Source organism: Botrimarina sp., assembly GCF_040219535.1.
In the GTDB taxonomy this organism is placed as follows: Bacteria; Planctomycetota; Planctomycetia; order Pirellulales; family Lacipirellulaceae; genus Botrimarina.
This window is the reverse complement of record NZ_JAVJSH010000012.1, coordinates 668888-692122: the sequence shown is the minus strand read 5'-3', so window position 1 is coordinate 692122 and position 23235 is coordinate 668888. Positions and strand designations below refer to the sequence as shown.

General features: G+C 68.8%; 17 protein-coding genes. 10 read left to right on the top strand and 7 right to left on the bottom strand.

Annotation, left to right across the window (positions count from 1 at the left end; genetic code table 11):
- Nucleotides 1-3: 3 nt before the first annotated feature.
- From RIC11_RS07005 to RIC11_RS06985, 5 genes are all read right to left on the bottom strand, one after another.
- Nucleotides 4-1221, bottom strand: a complete 1218-nt coding sequence (locus RIC11_RS07005) for an agarase (RefSeq protein ID WP_350209697.1) — start codon at nt 1219-1221, stop codon at nt 4-6.
- A gap of 27 nt (nt 1222-1248) precedes the next feature.
- Complete coding sequence (locus RIC11_RS07000; RefSeq protein WP_350209695.1) at nt 1249-2652, bottom strand: alpha-L-fucosidase; 1404 nt, start codon at nt 2650-2652, stop codon at nt 1249-1251.
- 37 nt (nt 2653-2689) lie between these two features.
- Entirely contained in the window at nt 2690-4813 is a 2124-nt protein-coding gene (locus tag RIC11_RS06995) for a beta-galactosidase trimerization domain-containing protein (RefSeq protein ID WP_350209693.1), read from the bottom strand.
- 178 nt (nt 4814-4991) lie between these two features.
- Entirely contained in the window at nt 4992-6401 is a 1410-nt protein-coding gene (locus tag RIC11_RS06990) for a hypothetical protein (RefSeq protein ID WP_350209692.1), read from the bottom strand.
- Nucleotides 6402-6518: 117 nt separating this feature from the next.
- Complete coding sequence (locus RIC11_RS06985) at nt 6519-7958, bottom strand: sulfatase-like hydrolase/transferase (protein ID WP_350209690.1); 1440 nt, start codon at nt 7956-7958, stop codon at nt 6519-6521.
- 245 nt (nt 7959-8203) lie between these two features.
- Between RIC11_RS06985 and RIC11_RS06980 the strand changes: the two genes are divergently transcribed.
- From RIC11_RS06980 to RIC11_RS06940, 9 genes are all read left to right on the top strand, one after another.
- Nucleotides 8204-9088, top strand: a complete 885-nt coding sequence (locus RIC11_RS06980; protein ID WP_350209688.1) for a formylglycine-generating enzyme family protein — start codon at nt 8204-8206, stop codon at nt 9086-9088.
- Nucleotides 9085-10566, top strand: coding sequence for a sulfatase family protein (locus tag RIC11_RS06975; RefSeq protein ID WP_350209686.1), 1482 nt, complete (start codon nt 9085-9087; stop codon nt 10564-10566). Before RIC11_RS06980 ends, RIC11_RS06975 begins: the two co-directional genes overlap by 4 nt.
- A gap of 25 nt (nt 10567-10591) precedes the next feature.
- Nucleotides 10592-12331 carry a 3-keto-alpha-glucoside-1,2-lyase-like domain-containing protein gene (locus RIC11_RS06970; RefSeq protein ID WP_350209684.1) on the top strand — a complete coding sequence of 580 codons (1740 nt, stop codon included), beginning with the start codon at nt 10592-10594 and terminating at the stop codon, nt 12329-12331.
- Nucleotides 12328-13860 carry an arylsulfatase gene (locus tag RIC11_RS06965; RefSeq protein WP_350209682.1) on the top strand — a complete coding sequence of 511 codons (1533 nt, stop codon included), beginning with the start codon at nt 12328-12330 and terminating at the stop codon, nt 13858-13860. Before RIC11_RS06970 ends, RIC11_RS06965 begins: the two co-directional genes overlap by 4 nt.
- A gap of 377 nt (nt 13861-14237) precedes the next feature.
- Complete coding sequence (locus RIC11_RS06960; RefSeq protein WP_350209680.1) at nt 14238-15197, top strand: hypothetical protein; 960 nt, start codon at nt 14238-14240, stop codon at nt 15195-15197.
- 128 nt (nt 15198-15325) lie between these two features.
- The gene (locus tag RIC11_RS06955; RefSeq protein ID WP_350209679.1) at nt 15326-16675 is read left to right on the top strand and encodes a Gfo/Idh/MocA family protein; all 1350 of its coding nucleotides are present in this window, start codon (nt 15326-15328) and stop codon (nt 16673-16675) included.
- Nucleotides 16676-16702: 27 nt separating this feature from the next.
- Nucleotides 16703-17266, top strand: coding sequence for a D-lyxose/D-mannose family sugar isomerase (locus RIC11_RS06950; RefSeq protein WP_350209677.1), 564 nt, complete (start codon nt 16703-16705; stop codon nt 17264-17266).
- Between the two features lie 27 nt (nt 17267-17293).
- Nucleotides 17294-19048: an FAD-dependent oxidoreductase gene (locus RIC11_RS06945; RefSeq protein WP_350209675.1), complete on the top strand. Its 1755-nt coding sequence runs from the start codon at nt 17294-17296 to the stop codon at nt 19046-19048.
- Nucleotides 19049-19503: 455 nt separating this feature from the next.
- Nucleotides 19504-19986: an MgtC/SapB family protein gene (locus RIC11_RS06940; protein WP_350209673.1), complete on the top strand. Its 483-nt coding sequence runs from the start codon at nt 19504-19506 to the stop codon at nt 19984-19986.
- On the opposite strand, the gene RIC11_RS06935 is transcribed toward RIC11_RS06940, so the two are convergent.
- On the bottom strand, nt 19977-20663 hold the full coding sequence (locus RIC11_RS06935) for a TetR/AcrR family transcriptional regulator (RefSeq protein ID WP_350209671.1): 687 nt from the start codon (nt 20661-20663) through the stop codon (nt 19977-19979). The two genes, RIC11_RS06940 and RIC11_RS06935, sit on opposite strands and share 10 nt — an antisense overlap.
- A gap of 172 nt (nt 20664-20835) precedes the next feature.
- Between RIC11_RS06935 and mddA the strand changes: the two genes are divergently transcribed.
- A complete protein-coding gene (mddA, locus tag RIC11_RS06930; RefSeq protein WP_350209670.1) occupies nt 20836-21594 on the top strand; it encodes a methanethiol S-methyltransferase in 759 nt (252 codons plus the stop codon).
- Nucleotides 21595-21612: 18 nt separating this feature from the next.
- On the opposite strand, the gene RIC11_RS06925 is transcribed toward mddA, so the two are convergent.
- Nucleotides 21613-23199, bottom strand: a complete 1587-nt coding sequence (locus RIC11_RS06925; RefSeq protein ID WP_350209668.1) for a glycoside hydrolase family protein — start codon at nt 23197-23199, stop codon at nt 21613-21615.
- Nucleotides 23200-23235 lie beyond the last annotated feature (36 nt).

Genomic DNA, 23235 nt, shown 5'->3' with positions numbered 1-23235 from the left:
ATCTCAGGTGGATTCCGACGCCATCCGGTCGACACGCTCCGCCGCCTCGCGGTTGACGCGGGTGATCGCGTCGATAACCGGTTGGTCGGGTGTTTCGTCTTCGTAAAGCAGCCCCTTGCGGCGGATCCGGTTCTTCATGTACGCGCCGCACAGGTGGAAGCCGACGCATTCCGGGTTGGCAAGCGTCAGGTCCATGATGCGGCGGTAGGCCTCCGTGTCGTGCCGGTGCGACCCGTCCTCGAGCACGTGCTTGCCGCCCGAATCGGCGAGCAGCACCGGCATTCCGATGCGGCCGGCCCACTCGTCCAGGTCGTCGCGGATCTGGTCGGGCTCGCCGAAGTTCTGGAAGCTGAGCACGTCGACATACGGCTTGGCCGCCTGCAGCACCTCCTCGGCCATCCGCCCGCGCCCCTCGTACCGATCGCCCAAGATCAGGTGGTGCGGGTCGTACCGCCGCACGGCGTCGTGCGTAACCCGGTAGTACTGGGTCGCTAGGTCGAACAGCTCGCGCCGGCCCTCGTCGCTCGCGAGCCGCGCGGGGTCGAACAACGGCCCCCGCCAGCGGCTGTGGGGGTGGGTGTGCACCCAGGAGGGACAGTCCACGTAGAAGTAGCCGATCAGGTCGGGGTCGTCCGCCATAGAAGAGCAGTACTCGCGCGCCACGTAGTCGCACCAATCCGCGAATTCCGGCGCGAAGAAGTCCGGCTTGCGGTTCTGCGCGTCCCAGTGGTGGAACTCCGCGAAAGGCAACTGGTGGCAGTAGGGCAGCCCGATCGCGTTGTACTCGGCGCGGGTGAAGTAGCGCGACTGTTTGTGATTGGTGGCGCCGTTGGAGGCCATCTCGACGGTGTTGCCGATCGAGTTGAACCCCCATTCACGCAGGTCGGGGCCGACCCGCTCCCGCAGCCACCGCTGGACGTCGCCACCGTAACGCTCACCCAGCAGGTCGCCGTGCTCCGGGTACCGCAGGGTGGCCGGGTCGATGTGGTTCATCCCGACGGAGAAGAACGGGGCGCCGTCGGGTGTGACGAGCCACGTCCGGTCGCCGCGGCGGGCCAAGCGGAACGCCCCCTCGGGCTCGGTCTGCGTGGTGTCGAGCCACCGCCACGCAGCCGGATCACCGGCGGGCGCTTCGCCACGCGTTCGCGCCGCGGCCGCCAGGGCCGCCGCGCCGGCGATCCATCCGAACCGTCGCCGATCGATCTGCGCTTGTCGCTCCAAGGCTCAACTCCCGGTGGGTGGCCGTGCTCACTCGTCTGCTGCGGTTTGAATCCTGCCGTCGAACTCAACGGCGATCACCGACGCGAGGCGGTTCGGCGCTTGCTGCGGAACGCTCACCCGCAGGCCGTCGCTCGTCGACCGAACGCCGAGCGACTCGCCGCCAAGCAGCCGGCAGCTCGCCGGCTCAGAGACAACGCCGCGCAGCGTGAGCCCGCCGCCGGTCGGCCAGTCGAACACGTGCAGGTAAAGCGTGTCGCCGTCGGCCCCCTGCCGAACGGTGCAGCGGCCCCACTCCGGCGTGTCGACGGGGCTCGCCGTGCAGCCGTAGATGGCCTCGGAGTACCGGTTCATCCAGTCGCCCATCTCGTCCAGCCGCTCCACGCTCGGCTGGGGGATCTCGCCCTGCGCCGTGGGACCGACGTTCAGCAAGAAATTGCCCCCCTTCGACACGATATCGATCAGGTTGCGGACGAGCTTCTCGGTTGACTTCCAGTTGTCGTCGTTCTTCTTGTATCCCCAAGTGTCGTTCATCGTCATGCACGACTCCCAATCCACGCCGGGCAGGCCGGTGGGGGGGATCTCTTGCTCGGGCGTGCCGAAGTCGCCCGCGTACTGTTGATCGCCGCGGTTCATCCCCGACATGCCCTTGCGGCCCTTGCCGACCCGGTTGTTGATGATCAGCGTCGGCTTGAGGTCTAGCAGGAACGAGTACAGTTCGCGGCCGTCGGCCTCCGTCCACCACGGCGTCCACTCGCCGTCGAACCAGAGCACGTCGGGGTCGCACGACTCGATCAGCTCGCGGAGCTGCTGCTTCATGTAGGCGATGTACTGGTCCTTCTGCGACTCGTCGATGATCGTGTTGTGCTTTTGGTCGGGGTCGATCTTCTGGCTCGGGTGGGCCCAGTCGATGATCGAGTAGTAAGTGCAGAACTTCACCCCTTGCCGGCGGCAGGCCTCCGCGAGCGGCGCCAGCAGGTCCTTGCCGTAGGGGGTGGCGTCGACCACGTCCCACTCCGTCGCGTCGGTGTCGAACAGGCAGAATCCGTCGTGGTGCTTCGACGTGATCACGAGGTACTTCATCCCCGCGTCGGCCGCGATCCTCGCCCACCGCTCCGGGTCGTACTCCGTCGGATTGAACTCGTCGGCGAGCGGGCGGTACTCCTCGAGGGGGATGTCCGCTCGGTTCATGATCCACTCACCGATGCCGCGCACCGGCTCCCCCTTCCATTCACCGGCCGGGATCGCGTACAAGCCCCAATGGACGAACATGCCGAAGCGCGCGTCGCGCCACCACTGCATCCGCTCGTCCCGTTGCTCGGCCGACTCTTCCGGCAAGGGGGGCAGGGACCCCTCTGATTCGGCGTGTCCCACACGCGGCGCCAAGAGGAAGACGACAAGACAAACGAGCGCGACAGTCCAGGTGCGGATCATTGCCGGGTTCCGTTGAGAAAAGAATTCGGTTCGCAGCCTAGCGACGGGCCTGCTGAGTAGACGCGGCGCCCGCCGGCCGCTTCTCGGCCCGCAGCCACCGCCCGCTGTACCTCGGGATCGCGACCCGGCCAAGGTCGTCAATGGTGTCCCCCGTGACCGCGTCGGTCCAGCCCGCGTACGCGTCGGGAGCGTGGAGGGCGACTTCGGCGGCTTCGCCGTCGTTGATCAAGAAGTAGTGGTCGGCCGCTTGGCTCGCCAAGCGGTAGAGCAGGGCTCCATCGCAGCGGTGCGGCGACCGGTGGCCACCCAGCACGTGCCGCAGCAGCGACCGCTCGGCCTGGTCGTCGCCGGGCCGGAAGCAGTTGCGTGCCGCTTCCCAAGCGAGCAGCACCGCACGCCCGTCGCCGTGTCGGGCCTCGGTGGCCGCGGGGGCGCCGTGGTCGAACTCCGTCACGGACTGGGCGGTGGTCGGCGTCAGGTCGGCGATCCAGCCCTCGACCTGGCGACCGTCGATCGACCACGGCCTGTTCACGCCGGCGCCCTGGTGGCTGGCGAGCACGACACCGAAGAGCCTCTCGAACGGCGAGCCGCGCCCCGTGTCCAGCAACTCTGCGCGGTGGTTCATGTGCCCGCCCGGCATGTCGAGCACCAACCGACCGCCGTCGGCTACGTATTCCTCGAAGACCGGCCACAAGTCCTCGTTCAGCGCCACCACCGCGGGCAACGCGATCACCCGGTAGCGCCCCGCGAGGCCATTGCGAAGGTCGTCGGCGGTGACATACTCGAATGGCACGTCGGCATTCATCAAGGCGCGGCTCAGCCCGACGCGCGCCTGAGTTGCGAAGTACGCGAAGTCGTCGCGTCCGCGGTTGCTCATCGCGGCCCAGATAGCCTCGTTGTCCCAGTCGTAGAAGACGCCGACGATCGGCTCCTTGTGAGCGGCCCATAGCTCGTCGCGCCACTTGCGCGCCGCTTGGCCGATGCGGCCGACCTGCCGGGCGCGGGGGGTGATCTCGTTGTTGCGGCCCAGCAACGCGTACTCCCCCGCTTCCAAGCCGGCGGTTCGTGCGTTCCAGCACCAGATGCCGAAGCCGCGGAAGCCGCCGGCCAGGTAGCTGAGCATCAGCTGGGTCATCGTGCCGTCGTCGACGGTGAACGCCTGACCGGCGCCGCTGTGCTGCTGCGGGCCGCCGGTGGTCTCTACGCCGAACGCCCACCCCCCTTTGAACATGTCCGTCGCCCAGCTCGCGTGCATGTACACGGGGCGGGTGATCTCGTGGTCGACCTCGTTGAAGTGCCACTCTAGGTGGACCGACGGGTAGAAGCACCCGCCCGGCTTCATCAGGTCGGCAATCCCCTCCATGTCCACGCCGCGCAGCGGCATCGACAAGAACAACGCGATCTCCCCGCCGCGGCGGAACGGGATCAGCGGGTCCTCCGCGCGGGCGCGATCAATCTGGCTGCGTAGCAAGGCCAGCCGCCCGTCGGCGCGGAAGCGGAACTCGTCGCGTACGCGGGCGAAGCCGCGGTTCTTGGGCCGCAGCCCCGCCTCGGCGACCTCCTCCCACGAACCGTACACCTGCCCCAGCCCAGCGTGGTTGCGGTTGTGCGCGCGGCTGACGGCCTCGAGCGTCCGGTACTCTTGCTTGGCCCAGTCGGCGTACGCCTGCCTGGCGATGTCGGGCAGGTTGCGCACGATCGACTTGCTGTAGTAGTAACGTTCCAGCGGGGTCAGCTCGGGGTCATCGCCGGCGCCACTCTCCAGCCCGATACGCTCAGCGCGTTTCCGGTAGAGCGTCGTCATGTGCTCGACGACCCGCGGATCGCTCCGCGCCTGCTGAACCGACGTGGCCGGGTCCAAACCGAGCCGCTCCAGCAGGTCAGGCGTCAGCCGCTCCCAGCCCGCCTCGCCGTACCACCAAGGCCAGATGCCCTCGTCCAGCGCGATCTGCGCGACGCGGTTCTCGTCGGTCCCATCGCACAAGAGCGTCTGCTTAAGGGCCGTGTAACCCAGCTCACGCATCGTGCGGAAGTGCCAGCGCATCTGCTCCTCGCCATCGCCGGGGCGCTGCACGTACACCGAACCCAGCGGCATCGGCGCCAGCTCGCGGTAGTAGCGCTGCTCTGGCGAGTCGTGCAGGCGGTCGTATACCGAGTGCAAGAAAGGGTCATCCGGCTCTTCCGCGTGGCCCGCCGTTGTAGCGGCAACGGCAAGCAACAACAGCGCGCCTTTCAGGGTGCGGGAGCCGGCGAGCCGAACATTGCGAATAGGGTTCGTCACGGTGCGAGAGTGGTCTGGTTGAGAGGACAGGAGAGCGGATACGGCGGCCGCCGCCGGCCTAAGGATCGGCTCTCGCCTGGGTGACCGCTGCGGCCCAGGGGCCATCGCCCGGCGGGCTGAGTGAGACAGAGCGCCCCCCCTCGACGTGCTCGGCCGGGCCGAGCACGCCGCGATCGATGTCAATCCATTCGAACTTCCACGCGCCCGGCGCGGGGCTCAGATCGAGCGCAAACTGGCCGCCGTCGGTCGCAAACAACGCGTATCGCTCTCCCGCCGCGGCTGCCAGGTAAGCCTCGTTCGGTTCGCGGTCGGCCAGGAGTGAGTTGTCGGGCTCGACGGTCCAGAGTGGGACCCGCTCTTCCAGCAGCCGCGCGGCGCGGATGCTGGCCAGCGCTTTGTCGCTCAGCCCCAGGCCCGACGGGGGTCGATGGAATCGCACCGACGCCGCTCCGGCGAGCAGGTGCCGCCAGAAGCGCTCCACGCCGTCTCGGTCGCTGTGCCCGAACTTGTTGCCGTCGGCGCCGTAGGTTTTGGTCGTGTTCATCGGACGCGGCCGCGCCGCCAAGTAGCCGCGCACGAACAGGAAGTTGTCCCAGTGCTGCTGACCCGATTTGTGGTTGTTCTGCGACACGTCGACGAACGTGTACAAGTCGGGGTGATCGAACGTCTGGCGGTGCTCATCGGAACGCAGGTCGTGCGAGTCCCACATCTCCGTGACGGCGACCGATTCACCACGCCCACGTGCCTGCTCGCGCAGGTAGCGCGCCCAGTAGCGGCCCCAGGCGGGGTCGCCGCTGGTCTCGTTGTCGATGCAGTAAAGCACGTGGTCGTAAGCGAGTGAGGCTTCGAGCAGTCGGTCGACGAACCGCTGCTGGAAGCCGAGCACAAGCGAGTTGTCGCGTTGTTCTGGCGTGGTGAAGAAGAACGGCTGCTCGTTCCTGCCGGGGTGCTTGTCGTACCGCTCGGCGAAGCCCGACTCCTCGTAGCCGTAATTGACGTTGTTCTTCGGGTTGAACGGGTGCGACTGCCAGTTGGGCTGCCGCAGATCGGTAAAGTCGAATCGGTCCCAGACCTCGATCTGAACGAACACCCCCCGGCGGGCGGTCTCACCGAGGAACCTCTCGAAGCGGCGCCAGTACTCGGGGTTGAACCGCGTGAGGTCGTAGCGGCCGTCGTCGCGTCGCGCGAAAGCGTAGACCTCCCAGTCGCGGCCGTCGCGGCGGTCGCTCATCGTGTTGCGGACCACGTTTCCGCCCGCGGCGACCAGCCGGTCGAGCTGCCGACCGAGCCGCTCGTCCGGCCATTGGAAGAGGTTGTCGTCGTCGCTGCCACCGACCAGCAGCACCGGCTCGCCGTTGTGGCTCCAGTACCAGGGATTCTCGCTCCACGGCTCGATTGCTCGGCCGGAGGGCGCCATCAGCGTCGACAACGCGAGCAGCGCCGGCAGCAATCGGACAGAACGGGGCATCGGGCGCAGGGCTGAGCGTGGAGGAGATACGGAGCGCGGAGGAGGCGTGGGCCGATGAGCGGAAGCGGTCGGGCGCTGGTGGTAATGGCTTGCGGGGCGGGTTTTAGGCGCGGCGGCTCACCAGCCGACCGCCTCGAGGAACTCCGGTCCGGTGCGGCTCAGCTCAGTGCGCGCCACGTCGCGCATCCGCTCGAGCACCTCCGCGTGGCTGGCGTGCCCGACGAGGTTCTCCAGCTCCGCCGGGTCGGCGGCCAGGTCGTACAGCTCCTCGCCCTCGCCGGGCACGAGGTAGCGGATGTGCTTGTAGCGCCCCTCCCGGCAGAGCACGTACCAGGGGAGCTGCTTGCGAACGCGTCGCTCCGTGGGTGGCAACGGGTCGAGGTCGTCGCCGTAGATGTCGTGCGTCTGCGCGAGGAGCACGGGGTGCGGCCATTCGGATTCGGGATCGCTGAGCAGCCGAGAGAAGTCGTGCCCGTCGAGCCGCCAGGGGACCTTAGCGCCGGTCTGCGCGATGAGCGTCGCAGCCAGGTCATCGCCGCCGACGGGCGCATCGCACACACGCCCTTGGGCCACCCGGCCGGGCAACCGAAAGATGAGCGGCGCGCACAACGCGGCGTCGTACGGGGCCCACTTTTCTTCGAGGCCGTGCTGGCCCCATGCGAAGCCCTGGTCCGAAGTGAACACGATCAACGTGTTGTCGAGCTGCCCCGTCTGGCGGAGCGATTCGACCAACCGCCCGACGCCCTCGTCGATCGAGAGAACCGCCTCGTGGTACTGGCGGACCGCCTCTTGGAAGCTGACCGGATCGCCCGCCTCGGAGCGGGTCCAACGCGTCAGCAGGCGCATGTGGGGCGGCTTGTCGGGCCGCGGGGGGAAAATGTCGACCGGCGGCGGCGTGTGCGTCCCGGCGTAGCGCCCCGCGTGCCGCTCTGCCGGCGTGTAAGGCCCGTGCACGCCCGAGTAGCAGAGCCAGAGCAGCCACGGCTGCTCGAAATCCGCCGAGCCCTGGCCGATACGCCGCTCGCGGATGAAGCGTTCCGCGAGGCCCGTGTAGATGTCCGTTGAGTAGCCCTCGAACACCTCGGCCTCGGCGCCGTTGACCTCTAGCTTCGGGTTGTCGTAGTAGGCCCACACATCGTCGCCGCGCAAGTTCGGCCGGTTCCAGACGGCTTGCAGATCCCAATCGCGCCCCCACCCCGCGTCGGCGCCGGTGTGCCACTTTCCGATCTGGGCGGTCACGTAGCCCCCGTCGCGGAGGCAGCGGAACCAGAAGGGGCATCGCGCCGGATCGTACTCCGCATTGGGGTAGGGCTCGGTTGCCCGCATTGTCTGTACGTTGTACTGCCGGAGCCCGGTGAGTTGCGTCGCGCGGGAGGGCATGCACCACGTGCCAATGTAGGCCGATTCGAAGCGCACGCCCTCGGCCGCCAGCGCGTCGATGTGCGGCGTTCGGACCCAATCGTGCGCCTGACCGTAGCAGCTCACGGTGCGTCGTGATTGGTCGTCGGTGAAGATGTAGAGCACGTTCGGCCGTCGCTCGGAGGCCCCCTGAGCCATCGCGGAGCCGGGCTGAACGACTGCGAATCCAGCTAAAAGCAGCGCGAAACGTGCGGCGATTTGCATGCGAGAAGCCGAGAGCGCGTGGGGGAGGAGCAGCGACGCGTGACGCATCGCCCACCAACGTAGTCCCGCGCCGCGCCGGCGGCCAGCTTCCGCGGGGCCGAGCGCCCAAACGCCGGCCTAGCGCCATAGACTTTGGCCTACACCCACTTTTCGCCAATCTCTTCCGCAGGTCCCTCGGTGTGCGAAGCCACCACGCCCTGAACATCGAGTCGCTCGCCGCCGCGGCCGTCGGCGTGATAGTAGCCGTTGCGATCGCGCCGGCTAGCGGCAACGAGGCGACGGCCGGCGGCCCCGCCGAGCTTGCCGTGCGTGTGGCGCCGGACCGTGTGGCGCCGGACTGTGTGATCAATCTCGTGCTGATTCCCGCCGGCGAGTTCCGGATGGGCAGCTCGCCGGCGGAACCCTCACGGGATCCCGACGAGGGCCCGCGTCACCCCGTCCGCTTGAGTAAGAGCTTTTACCTTGGCAAGCACGAGGTGACCCAAGCGCTGTGGACGGCCGTCATGGGGAGCAACCCTGCCGAGTTCGACCGCGGACCGCACGCGCCGCAGAGGCCGGTCGAGTGCGTTTCGTGGGACGACTGCCAGACGTTGATCGCTCGATTGAACGACCGCCAGACGGAGGGCCAGTTCCGCCTGCCGACCGAAGCAGAGTGGGAGTATGCGTGCCGCGCTGGCAGCGGCGCCGCCTATTCGTGGGGGCCGGTCACCGAGCCCTGGCGAGTCAATCGCCGCGCGTGGGCCAACAGCGGCTCGCAAGCGATAACACACCCGGTCGGCGAGAAGCCGCCCAACGCTTGGGGCCTGTACGACATGCACGGCGGTGTGTGGGAGTGGTGCGCGGACCGCTACGGCCCCTACCCGAGCGCCGCGCCGGTCACCGACCCCGCCGGCCCCCCCGAGGGCGAAGACCGCGTCATCCGCGGCGGCAGCTGGTACGACCCGCCCGCTGCGCTACGATCGGCGAACCGCCACCGCCACGAGCCGGAGGGCCGCTACACCACGATCGGCGTCCGCCTGGCGTTCGACCGAGCCGACTCACCCGAAGCGAGGCGCCTGCCGTGACTCGTCGAAACCGACCGGGCGGGCACGCCGTCGCTCGTTGGCCGGCGGCCACGCTCCTCGCCGCCGTCCTCGCAGCCGGGCCGGCGCCCGCTTCCGACGCAAACGGTCGCGTCGATGCAGCGCGGCGGCCAAATTTTGTCGTCATCTTCTGCGACGACCTCGGCTACGGCGACCTCGGCTGCTACGGCTCGCGCTGGAACCAGACGCCCGAGATCGATCGGATGGCGTCCCAAGGCGTCCGGTTCACCAGCTTCTACGCCGGCGCGCCGGTCTGCACGCCGTCGCGGGCGGCGCTGTTGCTCGGCTCTTATGCGCGGCGGGTCGATCTAGACCTCGACAACGAAGGCCAGCCGGTCTTCTTCCCGCGCGAGCCCAAAGGGATCGCCCCCTCGGAGGTGACCCTTGCCGAGGCGCTTGCCGACGCCGGCTACCAGACCGCGTGCGTGGGCAAGTGGCACCTCGGCGACCAACCACCGCACCTACCTACTCGCCACGGGTTCGGCTACTGGTTCGGTGTGCCCTACTCCAACGACATGGAATGGGCCAAGCGCGGCGACCCGCCGCTGCCGCTAATGGAGAACGACCGCGTCATCGAGCAGCACGACGCCCACCGCGAGTTCGACCAGTCGACACTCACCCAGCGATACACCGAGGCCGCCCTCGATTGGCTCGAGGCGAACAAGAGCGAGCCGTTTTTCCTTTATCTCGCTCACACCATGCCGCACAACCCGGTCGCGGCGCGGGAGGCGTTTTACGAGCGGACGACCAACCCGGAAGCCGGCTTCGGCGCGGCGGTCGCCGAGATCGATTGGTCGACCGGCCGGCTCCTCGAGTGGCTGCGCGACAACGACCTCGCCAGCGACACGCTCGTGATCTTTACGTCCGACAACGGCGGACAGCCCCGCTGGGGCGCCGACAACGGGCCGCTCCGCGGGCACAAGGCCCAGGCTTACGAGGGGGGGGTGCGCGTGCCGTGCGTCGCTTGGCGCCCCGGGACTGTGCCGGCCGGCCGAGAGACCGACGCGATGGCGTCGGTCCTGGACCTCGCGCCGACCCTCTGCAACCTGGCCGGCGCCACGCTGCCCGCCGGCCCGACGCGCGACGGCCACGACATCGGCGACTTGCTCGAGGACCCCGGCAAGTCTCTGCCACCGCGTCCGTTCTTCGTCTGGTACGACGGGCGCCTCGAGGCCGTGCGCTACGGCGACTGGAAGCTGATGCTGCCCGGCGAGTTCCGCCGCCGCGAGCAGGAGCTCCCGGAGCTATACAACCTGGTTACCGACCTCGGCGAGCAGCACGACTTGGCCGCCCAGCAGCCGCAGATCGTCGCCGAGTTGACGGCGCTGGCCGATGAGCACCGTCGACAACTGGGCGAGCGACTGACCTACGGCCCGACAGTCCGCCGCGCGGCGCGTGTCGACGACCCGCGGCCTCTGCTCACCGACGCCAGCGCTAATCAGCCAACCACCGAAGATTGACCCGCCCCGACGTCCGAAACCTTCTATGCCACGCTCCCCGCAACCCCGCCGACCGCTCGCCCTTGCCGCGACGCTGCTAGCCGCGTCAGCGCTTGCGGGCGACCCGATCGAGTACCTGCCTCCAACCGAGTGGGACGAGCCGCCCGTCGTCGAGCCCGGCGCGACCGACGACTCCCCGCCGAGCGACGCGATCGTGCTCTTCGACGGCGCCGACCTCTCGGCCTGGCACAACAGCGACAATTGGCGAGTCGAAGAGGGCGTGATGATCTGCGGGCCCGGGTGGCTCACCAGCAAGCGTTATTTCGGCGACTGCCAGGTCCACCTCGAGTGGTCCGCGCCGGAGGAGCCCGAGAAGACCGGTCAGCACCGCGGCAACAGCGGCGTCTTCTTGATGGGGCAGTACGAGGTCCAGGTCCTCGACTCGCACGAGAACCGCACCTACCCCGACGGCCAGGCGGCCGCGATCTACAAACAGACGCCGCCGATGGCGAACGCCACCCGCCCTCCGGGGGAGTGGAACACGTACGACATCTTCTGGCGCGCGCCGCGATTCTTGGACGACGGGACGGTTGACCCGGCGGTCGTGTCGGTCGTGCACAACGGCGTGCTCGTCGTCGATCGCCACGAGGTGCTCGGCGCCACCGGCTGGGACCGCCCGCCCGACTACCGCAACTACGGCCCGCGCGGGCCGATCGCGTTGCAGCACCACGGCAGCCCGGTCCGCTACCGCAACGTCTGGGTCCGCGAGCTGCGCCCCCCCACCGGCTCGGAGCGACCCGCCCGCTATCACAACCACGCCAACGGCCGCAGCTGGGCCGCGGACGAGCCTATCGGCGAGGCCAACCCCGCCGAGTTAGAGACGCACAAAGACATCGACTACGTGGGGGCCGGCGTAGCGCGGCAGACGCTCGACCTCTACCTGCCGAAGAACCGCGACCGCACCCGCCCGTTGCCCCTGGTCGCGTACATCCACGGCGGCGGCTGGCGGCACGGCAGCAAGGACAAGGCGAACCTGGTAAAGCGGCTCGCCGAGTCGGGGCGCTACGCGGCCGCTTCGATCGGTTACCGCCTGACCGACGAGGCCGTTTGGCCCGCCCAGATCCACGACTGCAAAGCCGCGATCCGATGGCTCCGCGCCAACGCGAAGCGCCACGGCTACGACCCGCAGCGGATCGGCGTGTGGGGCATCTCGGCCGGGGGGCACCTGGTGGCGATGCTCGGCGTGAGCCGCGGCTCGGAGTTCGTCGAGGGCGACCTCGGCCCGCACACCGACGCGTCGTCCGAGGTGGCGTGCGTCGTCAACTGGTTCGGCCCCAGCGACCTGACCGCGATGGGGCCACAAGGGACCGAACTCTCCGGGCCCGACGCGCCGCAGTCGCTGCTCGTCGGCGGCGCTGTTGAAGAGAACGCGGCGCTGGCGCGGACGGCTTCGCCGATTCACTACGCTTCGGCCGACGACGCGCCGATGCTGATCGTGCACGGCACCCGCGACCCGCTCGTGCCCTTTGAACAGTCCGCCGAGCTGCTGCACGCGCTACAGTCTGCCGGCGCGCCCATCGCGCTGCTGGCGGTGCAGGGGGCTGGCCACGGCGGTCTCGGCGGCGAGGCCAACCGCTTATGCTACGAATTCATCGATGCCCGTCTGGGCGGCCAGCCGTTCGAGATGGGCTACCGCAGCATCGCGGGGCCGGGTTGGCGTCGCACTCACCCGGCCGGCGACCCCGCGCCGCCCGCCGCGACGTCCCTAGCAAAGGAGCACCCGTGAGGAACCTGACACTCTGTCTGTTGATCGCGGCCGCGTCGGCTGGGTGGGGCGCCGATCGCCCCAACGTGCTGCTGGTGATGTGCGACGATATGGGCTGGTCCGACCTCGGGTGCTACGGCGGCGAAGTCGAAACGCCCAACGTCGACCGCCTCGCCGACGAGGGCATGCGCTTCACGCAGTTCTACAACAACGCCAAGTGCACCACGACGCGGGCGTCGATCATCACGGGCCTCTACCCACGCGGCGGCAGCACCCACCGCTACGAAGAACTGCTCCGCGACGACATGCTCACGGTCGCCGAGATGCTCGCCCCCGCGGGCTACCGCTGCTCGCTCGTGGGCAAGTGGCACTTGGGGCGCGGCGAGGGCGTCCACCCGCTCGACAGGGGCTTCCACTCGTACTACGGCCTGCTCGACGGCGCGTGCAACTTCTTCGACCCCGCGCGGCCCGACCCGCCGTACAAGGGGGGCCGCGTCCGGTACTTCGCCGACGGCCGCCGGCATGTGACCGAGTTCCCCGAGGACTTCTACACGACCACGGCGTTCACCGACCGGGCTATCGACGAGGTCCGGCGCGGCGTGGAGTCCGACGGGCCGTTCTTCCTGCACGTGTGCTACACGGCGCCGCACTACCCGCTGCACGCGTGGCCCGAGGACATCGCCAAGTACCGCGGCCGGTACATCGACGGCTGGCCCGCGCTGCGCGAGCGGCGCTTCGCCCGGCAGAAGGAGCTCGGCGTGGTCGGCGACGATTGGCGGCTGTCGCCGGCGGACTCGCGCGCGTACGACTGGCGGACCGCCGATCACGACTTCGAGGACCACCGCATGGCGGTCTACGCGGCGATGATCGACCGCATGGACCGCGAGGTGGGCCGTTTGCTTTCGGAGCTCGACCGGCTCGGCGTGGCCGACGACACGCTCGTGCTCTTCCTATCGGACAACGGCGGCTGCGCCGAAGAGCCCGGAGGCCGCGACCCGGCCGAGCGTAACCCGGGTGCGGCCGACGACTACGTGGCCGTCGGGCCAGCGTGGGGTTGGGCGCAGAACACGCCGTTCCGCCGTTACAAGTCGTGGATGCACGAGGGCGGGGTGCGTACGCCGCTCATCGCCCGCTGGCCCGGCCAAGTGCCCGCCGGCTCGATCACCGATCAGGTGGGCCACATCATCGACCTAGCGCCGACGCTGGTCGACCTGGCCGAAGCCGACCCGCCCCGACACCGCGATGGCGCCCGCGTGCTGCCGCTAGAAGGCCGCACCCTCGCGCCGGTTCTCGCCGGGGGCGACCGGCAGCCGCCCGAAGAACTGGCCTGGGACTTCTTCGGCAACGCCGCGATCCGGCAGGGCGATTGGAAGCTCGTTTGGGACAAGCTCGTCGGCCAGTGGGAGCTCTACGACCTCGGGCAAGACCCGACCGAAATGAACAACCTGGCTGCCGACGAGCCCGACCGGGTCGAACAGCTGGCGAGGGCTTACAACGCATGGGCCAAACGGACCGAGAACACCTCGCGGCCCGGGCCCGGCGAGTTCTGAAGGCCCCCGGCGCGAAACCGCATCCTCGGCGCCCCCGCTGATCCGTTTATCGCACCAGGCAATATTTGATGGGCGGCTTTTTTCGAATGACAGGCGATTTTCCGCGCCCAGACGGGCGCCACACGCGGCATTAAGGAACGACTGGTAGGTCGGTTGTGCTCGCCAGTCGGCTCGTCCCTTCCTCATCCTCATTCTGTCTCGACTCCTCCCTCTGCTACGACGTGGTTCGCTTCGTTCGATCGATCGACGGGGCTCTCCCCGGCTGTCGATCCCGGCCCGAGGCCCCCTTGGGCCAAACGCGCGTGTCGCGGGGCGTGTGGCTGACTGACTGATTTATTGGCGTTGCTGTTCAGCACTCTTCTACGAGGTCACGTCTAATGAAGCTCCGACTCTTTCGCTCATCTCTTCTTGCCGCGGGCGCGGTGGCGCTGTTGGCCGCTGACAACGCGGCCGCTCTAACGATTCCCGGCGAAGTCATTTACCGCGAGCCGTTCACGCATGGCCGTTTTGTGACCGGCACGCCGGACTCGGACGTGTCGATCTCGACGTACGGGTGGACCGCCGAGTGGGGGCCGGGCGCGGCGGCGTCGGGCGTCGATGTCGGCGGCGCCGGGGCCGGCACGCTGGCGGAGGCCGTCTCCTCGGGAACCGGCATCCGGGCGGCCGACGAGGGCAACTCCAGCACGCTGGAGTTCGCCGCCACGCTGCACACCCAAGTCAACGCGGGCATGCCCACCGACGAACGGCCGGACGGCACCCGCAACGGCTTCGCGTTCTTCCGGAACCAGACCGATCCGGACGACCTGGTCACCGAGCCGAGCCCGGCCTTCGGCATGATCTGGACCGACGAGGCCGCGTTCGAGTTCAGCGGCGTGCCCGAATCGGGCGAAGGCCAGGGCCTGGGCCCCACGGCGATCGAGTTCTGGATCAACCCCAGCAGCACGCAGGTCACCTACAACCCCGCGGTGCGTGTCGACGGCGAGTGGTACATCAACACCCAGACCACCAGCGTCGCCCGCACGTCCGACTGGCTGAACGTGCTGATCCCAATCCACAGCCCCTTGATCCCAGACCGGCAACGCCACTGGGTGACCGGCGCGTATATTGAGGGCCAGATGCTGGCTGGCGACTTGTCGTCGCTCAGCACCGCCGCGTTGCCGCTGGGAACCGTCGACGCATTCGGTCTCTACATCACCACGCCCGACCACGGTGTGCGGGCGCGGTTCGACGGGTACACGATCTACGGTTTCGGATCGAACGTTGTGCCCGAGCCAACCGCCGGAGCGCTCGCGTGCTTGGCGCTGGTGGCGCTCGCGGGTGACCGCCGCGTCGGCTAGCCGATAAGCCTCGAGGACGCATCGCGATAGCTCTCAATTTGTCTCGCCCGGCGACCGCGACGGCGACCACTGCCCCGCGTTCGCCGGGCTTTTTGTTACACTCACGCTAGCTCTCGACCAACGAAAGAATGCTTTTCACCAACCGCGAAGACAGCACCGATCGCCGACGGTTCTTGCAGCGCGCCGGCGCGACGTTGGCGGCCCCTTACTTGCTGACCGCCTCTCGTGCGCGGGGGGCGGCCGCCCCTTCTGACACGGTCGTCGGCGCGAGCATCGGCCTGGGGGGGCAGGGCAGGTGGATCGCCAGCGAGTTGGGCAAGTCGGGCCGAGTGGCCGCGCTGGTCGACGTCGACGAGGCGCGCTTCGCCAAGGCGGCCGACCGCCTCGTGTCGGAAGGGGGCGACAGGCCGGAGCTCTACGGCGACTACCGCCGCGTCCTCGACCGCAAGGACATCGACGTGGTCACCATCGCCACGCCCGATCACTGGCACACGAAGATCGCCGTCGAGGCGATGCAGGCTGGCAAGGACGTCTACTGCGAGAAGCCGCTGACGCTCACGATCGACGAGGGCCGCACGCTCTGCCGCGTCGCGGAAGAGACCGGCCGGGTGGTGCAGGTGGGCACCCAGCAACGCAGCAGCCGCGGCTTCCTCGAGGCGGTCGCGCTGGTGCGCGACGGCCGGATCGGCGACCTCCGCCGTGTGTGGGTGGCCATCAACAAGGCGAAGTCGGGCGGCCCGTTCCCCACGTCCGACCCCCCGCAGAGCCTCGACTGGGACGTGTGGCAAGGCCAGACGCCCGCCGTCCCCTACATCCGCCAGCGGTGCCATTACGACTTCCGTTGGTGGTACGAGTACTCCGGCGGCAAGCTCACCGACTGGGGCGCGCACCACGTCGATATCGCGCAGTGGGGCGCCGGGCTTGAAGGGGACTCGCCCGTGTGGGTGAACCCGCTCCGGGTCGAGCACCCCGTGCCGATGCAGAACGGCCATCCGCAGGACGACAGCTCGTACAACACGGCGACCTCCTTCACTCTCGAGTGCCGCTTCAAGAACGGCGTCGAGCTGCGTATCCAGGACGAGGTCAACGAGCCGGGGATCGCGAAGTTCCCACGCGGGGTCCTCTTCGAAGGCTCCGAGGGCCGGTTGTTCGTCAACCGCGACCGAGTGTCGGGCACGGCCTACGAGCGGATGGCCGAGAACCCGCTGCCAGACAACGCGCTCAGCGACCTCTACAAGGGCCGCACACCCACCAGCCACATGAAGAACTTCCTGGAGTGCGTCCGCGACCGCGCCGAGCCGGTCTCCGACGTGTTCTCGCACCACCGCATCCTCACGACCTGCCACCTGTCGAACATCGCGCTGCGGCTGGGCCGCGGCGTCGAGTGGGACCCGACCGAGCAGCGCGTCGTCGGCGACGAGCAGGCCCAGTCGATGGTCGCCCGCGAGCAACGGGCCGGGTACGAGATCGTCGCTTGAGCGGCCGACCGATCGGAGCGAACCGGCATGAAGCGATCCGAGGTGAACCAAGCGGTGCGCGACGCGATCGCGTGCTTCGCGCGTTGCGGCTGGGCCCTGCCCCCCCGCCCGCGGTGGGACGTGACCGACTTCGGCCGGGGCGACTTCCGCCGATGGGGCTTGGTGCTCGTGAACCTGGCCGAGGAGCCAGAGTACTGCGAGAAGCTCATGTACGCTTACCGCGACCAAGTAACTCCCGCGCACACCCACCGGCGTAAGAAGGAAGACATCATCTGTCGCCACGGGCGGCTGTCGCTGCGGCTGTGGGCCGACGCGGACCGCAGCACAAGGCCGGTCGCCGTGCCGATCGATGGGCGGCCGATCACGGTCCCCGGCGGCGGCGCCATCGACCTGCCAGCGGGCAGCCGCGTGACCCTCACGCCCGGCGTGTACCACGAGTTCTGGCCCTCCGCGGACGACACCGTGATCGGCGAGGTCTCCACCGCCAACGACGATGCGGCCGACAACGTTTTCGCCGAGCCGGTCGATCGCTTCTGTGAGATCCAAGAAGACGAACCGCCCGAGGTCCGCCTCGTCGGCGATTCTTACTAACTCCCTCGCCAACCCAATCCTCCGTCGATGAACCTCTGCCGCCCTCTCGCGCTCGCCGCGGCGCTGCTCGCGTCGCTCACCGCCCACAGCGCCGAGCCTCTCCACGCGGACCTGGTCGTTTACGGCGGCACGTCGGCGGGCGTGGTGGCCGCGGTGCAGGCGGCGCGGCTCGGCCGGAGCGTCGTGCTGGTCTGTCCCGAAGCGCACCTCGGCGGCTTGTCGAGCTCGGGGCTCGGCTTCACCGACACGGGGAACAAGGCGGTCATCGGCGGCCTGTCGCGGGAGTTCTACCACCGCGTGTGGAAGCACTACCAAGAGCCCGACGCGTGGCGCTGGCAGACGAAGGACTCTTACGGCGGCCGCGGCCAGGGAACGCCGGCGGTCGACGCCGACCGCCGCACGCAGTGGATCTTCGAGCCGCACGTGGCCGAGCGAGTCTTCGAGGACATGCTCGCCGAGACCGACGTGCGCGTGTTCCGCGACGAGTGGCTCGACCGCCAGGGGGGCGTCGAAAAGCAAGGCGCGCGGCTCGTCGCGATCACCACGCTGTCGGGCCAGTCCTACCGAGGCAAGCAGTTCATCGACGCCACCTACGAGGGCGACCTGCTCGCCGCCGCCGGCGCCGATTTCCACGTCGGACGCGAGCCCGGCGACCGCTACAACGAGCAGTACAACGGCGTGCAGACCGGCGTGTACCACCACAACCACTACTTCCAGGCGCCGGTCGACCCCTACACGACGCCGGGCGACCCGTCGAGCGGACTGCTGCCACGCATCAGCGACCAGCCGCCGGGCGAGTACCGCGCCGGCGACGATAAGGTGCAGGCCTACTGCTTCCGGATGTGCCTGTCGCGACACCCAGACAACCGCGTTCCGTTCCCGAAGCCCGAAGGCTACGACCCCGCCGACTACGAGTTGCTCGTGCGGGTGTTCGACACCGGCTGGCGCGAGGTGTTCTGGAAGTTCGACCCGATCCCCAACCTCAAGACCGACACCAACAACCACGGCCCCTTCAGCACCGACAACATCGGCTACAACTACGACTACCCGGAGGGCTCTTACGAGCGCCGCCGCGAAATCGTCGAGGAGCACCGCCGCTACCAACAGGGGCTGATGTATTTCCTCGCGAACGACCCGCGCGTGCCCGAAGAGGTGCGGCAGAAGATGGCCCAGTGGGGCCTCGCGGCCGACGAGTTCGAGGACAACGACAACTGGCCGCACCAGATCTACGTTCGCGAGGCGCGGCGCCTGATCGGCCAGTACGTGATGACCGAGGCCGACTGCCTCCTCCAGCGGACCACGCCCGAGCCGGTCGGCATGGGCTCCTACACGATGGACTCGCACAACGTTCAGCGGTACGTCACGCCCGAGGGGCACGTGCAGAACGAGGGCGATGTCGGCGTGAAGCCGCCCGGCCCCTACGCGATCGCCTACGGCAGCCTGACCCCAATGCGCGACCAAGCGACCAACCTGCTCGTGCCGGTTTGCGTCAGCTCTTCGCACATCGCGTTCGGCTCGATCCGCATGGAGCCGGTCTTCATGATCCTCGGGCACTCCGCCGCGACGGCGGCAGACATCGCCATCGAGCGGGGCCTCGCCGTGCAAGACGTCCCCTACGGCGAGCTCCGCCAGCGGCTGCTCGCCGAAGGGCAGGTCCTCCAAGCGCCCGCTCCGCCCGCCCCGCAGGAGAACCCCGCCCCGCAGGAGTCTGCCCCCCAGACGGACCATCAACCGGCGCCGCCACGGCACTCCCCTCCGACGCCCTCTCCGGTCGAGAGCTAGAGAAACTTAGGCAGACATCGGCGACGCGGAGCTGACCGCCGTACCGATCCGCGAGTGCAAGGAGCCGGGTGGGAAGCGGAGCGACTGTGTCGCTCCGCTTCGGCAAAAAAACCGGCACCGACAGTCTGCCCATCGCGACACGGAGCGAAACCGAATGGCCTCGGCCTCGGTCGGCGCCCGGGCCGGCGGCCTGGCGCCAACCTGCAACGGCCGCAGAAGGTTGTTTCTGGCCCGGCCGACGCGGCGGCCCAGAAACAGATGTGCCCTCTTGCGGCTGTTGCGCGCGGGCGGACGCGTGGGCACGCCGCCACGAACCCACGCGCCGCCAACATCGTTGGTGACAGCGGGAAAACGGGCCAAGACACGCGGTCGCAGCATTAGGATTAGAGCGCGAGCCCGAAGCGTCCTCGCAGGGAAAAAACGCCCCCAGTCCTAGACACGCGACGGGATCCCCGATGCCTTGGTTCACCGACCAATTCCCGCTGGTTTCGTTTGGCGAGATCCTGCTGCGGTTGTTCTGCACGAGCGTCTTCAGCATCGTGATCGGGCTCGAGCGGGAGGTGCGCCAGAAGCCGGCGGGCCTGCGGACCAACGTGCTCGTCGCGCTCGGCGCGGCCGGCTTCGTGATGGCGCTGGCCCAAGGCCACGTGCTGCTAAAACTCGACGAAGAGGTTGCCCGGCTCGACCCGGGCCGGTTGATCCAAGCGGTAGCGGGCGGGATCGGGTTCTTGGGGGGCGGCGCCATCTTCCGCGCCACCGACGAGGTGCGCGGCCTCACCACAGCCGCCACGATCTGGGTCTCGGGCGCGGTGGGCGTCTGCTGCGGCCTCGGGCAAGTAATGCTCGCCGGCCTGTTGAGCTTTCTCTGCCTGATCGTCCTGGTGGGACTCGGCCACTTCGAGCACCGCGTGCTCGACACGAAGAGCCGTCAAGACTGATCCGCCGCCCACTCTGACGCGGCGCCCCGATCGGCGAGAGTTCCGTCGCGGAGCGACGCGCCCGATGGGGCTGGCTGCGATAAGTTCCAATCGGTCGGCGAGGCGACGGCCGGCGGGCAGTGCGACGCGATCACCAGGTCGGCCACGCGCCGCGCGATGTCGATCGTCCGCTCGTTGCCGGTCACGTGCCGCGTCACGTAAGCGCCCTCGATGATCAGGCAGAGCTCTTGCGCGAGGGCGCGGGGGTCGCCGGCGCCGGCCTCGCGGGCGATGCTCTCGAGGATCTGCTCGATCGCCCGCTTGTTCTCGGAGGCGGCTTGGTGCGCGGGTTCGTGCTGGAGGGGGAACTCGATGGCGGCGTTAACAAAGATGCAGCCGTGGAACCCGTCCGACGCTAGGATCTGGTCGACCACGTCGAGGACCGCGTGCAGCTGCCCGATCGCTGAGGGGCCTGCGCGTTCGCGTATCACCGTTCGGAATTTGTCGATCAGCCATTCGTTCTGCATCCGCAGACCGGCGAGCATCAAGTCTTCTTTGCTCTGGAAGTGCTTGTAAAAAGCGGTCTTGCTGATGCCCACGTCGGCGATCACCTGGCTGACCCCAACCGAGCGGAATCCGTCGCGGTAGAACCGCTGGATCGCAGCCTCGACCAACCGCTGACGGGTGGGGACTCGCATGGCACGCGGCGCAGAAGAGAGTGTCGGCGCCCCTGGAGTAAACCTCCCGGTGTACCGGAAGTCAACTTTCCTCCGCCGCCGCGGCAGCGACAATCGCCGCTGACGATGGTCGCCGAGGCGAGTCGGCGGGTCGGTTGGCAATTCGCTCGTACCGTGACGGAAGGGGTTCGCTATGAGGCGGTTCTTGTATTTTGTGTACGGCGTGGCCTGCTACGCCTTGTTCTTGGGGGTCTACGCCTACCTGGCCGGCTTCCTCAGCAACGTGGGCGTGCCCAAGAGCATCGACTCGGCGCCGGCCGGGCCGATCGGCTTGGCGGTGCTCGTGAACCTGTCGCTCGTGACGCTCTTCGCGGTGCAGCACTCGGTGATGGCGCGGCCGGCGTTCAAACGCGTCTGGCGCCGGGTCGTCCCCACGCCGATCGAACGCAGCACCTACGTGCTGGCGTCGTGCGTGGTGACGATCCTCCTCATGTGGCAGTGGCGGACGATCGATCCGGTCGTCTGGGACCTGGCCTCGCCGGCCCTGCGGGCGGTGGTCTGGACGGTCTTCGCCGTGGGCTGGCTGGCGGTGCCGGCCGTGAGCCTGTTGATCAACCACTTCGACCTGTTCGGCGCGCGGCAAGTCTGGCTGCACCTGAAGCGACAAGACTACACGCCGCTGCCGTTCCGCGAGCCGTCGCTGTACAAGCACGTGCGGCACCCCCTCTACCTGGGTTGGGCGGTCCTCTTCTGGGCCACGCCCACCATGACCGCCGGCCACGCGCTGTTCGCCGGCGCGCTGACGGCGTACATGGCCTTAGCTGCGCTGGTGGAAGAACGAGACCTCATCGCGCACTTCGGCGCCGACTACGCCGACTACCGGCGCCGCGTCCCGATGTTCCTCCCCAGGTTGCGGCGGCGCTCGCCGGCAGTGCCGGCTGCCGCCGAGTGACCCGCGAGGCCGGCCTCGTCAGCCGCGCGCGAGGTGGTCTGTCGACTGGGCCGGGCTCTTCATCCGCCGGAGCTCGACGTCGTGAAGGCGCATCTTTGCGGATTCGAGGTACACGCCGAAAAGGCCCTCGGTGAACGTCGCGTCGGCGAGCGTCAGCACGACACGCTCGTCGACCGACAGCTCGATGTACTGGCCGAACACCAGCAGCTGCAGCCGCGCGGCGCCGGGCGTTGTGACGTGCCAGTTGCCGCCTTGCAGCGTGCGGAACTGCATCATGTGCTCGCCGCTGCCGGGCGGGCCGGTCTGCCAAGCGCGTAGCTGTGCGATCCCCTTGAGCAGGTCGAGCGACAGGTAGTAACCGTCGCGCGAGTCGGGGTGCACACGGAAAACCAAGCCGCACTTGCCGAGCCCATCCAGCACGATCCGCGCCCGCAACCGAGCCGACCGGAGCACGCCGTCGAACGCGAAGGCTTGGAAGCCGGCCTCGCAGGCGAGGTCGAGCACGTCGTCGTGCACGGAGCAGAGCTGCTCGCCGTGGCCCTCGCACAGGGGACGCACGCAGCGGGTGTCGACGCGGTCGCCGAGCCAGGCGTCGAAGCCCTCGAACGTGCCCGCGCGGAGCAGGCCTCCGTCGGTGCGGTGCAGCCGCTTGGGCGGCGGCATCAGGTTTTGCGATGTGCGGTCGGGCCCGTTGAGCGAGAAGAAGTTCCACACGAGCCATCCGTGGTCGTCGCGGCACACGCGGGCCGCGTAGTTGCCCTGCGCGAGCAGCACGTTGTCGTGGTAGCTGCGCCACGGGGCGCCGATGCGGTCGGTGTGCCAGTAGCGGACCTTGGCGTCCTCGCGCAGGCTGCCGATGAGGTAGTACTCGTCGGCGAACCGCATCAGGTTGGGGACCTCGATGTCGTCGTACAAACCCGGGTGGTGCAGCGGCGGCGCGGGCTGGAAGCAGCCGGGCGTGGTCTCTTCCATCACGCCGACGCACCCCCGCCGGACAAGGGGTCCCGAGTTCGTCCGCGCGGCCATGATCAGCCACCCGCGGTCCCCTTCCCGGTAGTAGTACGGGTCGCGGAAGCTGACCCACTCGCGGCCCTCTTTCTCGGACGCCTCGTACCAGGTGGGGTCGGCTTCGAGGGGGAAGCTGCTCGTGGGGTCGGGCGGCGCGTGCCGCGAGCCCTCGGGCTGCCGCCGGGCGATCTCCCTGGCGCGTTGCACGGCCGGCGGGTCGTGCGGGCCGCGGAGGTCTTGCCAAGCGACCGGCGCCTTGCGCCAGTGGAACAGGTCGTCGGACTCGGCCAGCCCGATCCGCTGCACGGCGCCTTGTTCGCGGCGCGACAAGCCCGTGTAGAACATCCGCCAGCGGCCGGGCCGGTGCGGGTCGGGCGACACGGCCATCGTCCACAGCATCAGGTCGTCCCACGAGCCGGGGTCGCCGATGAACAACGCGTTGTTCACTCTCCGCCAGTTGATCGCGTCGGTGCTGACCGCGTGCGCGATGAAGTCGTGGTTCGGCAGCACCAGGTGGAACAGGTGGTAGAGGCCGTCGTGGTAGAGCACGTCGACGTCGCCGATCGCTTTGCGGCTGCCTTCGGTTTCGGTGAACACGTGCGCGCGGTCTCGTTCGGTGGGGGCGGGGGCCGC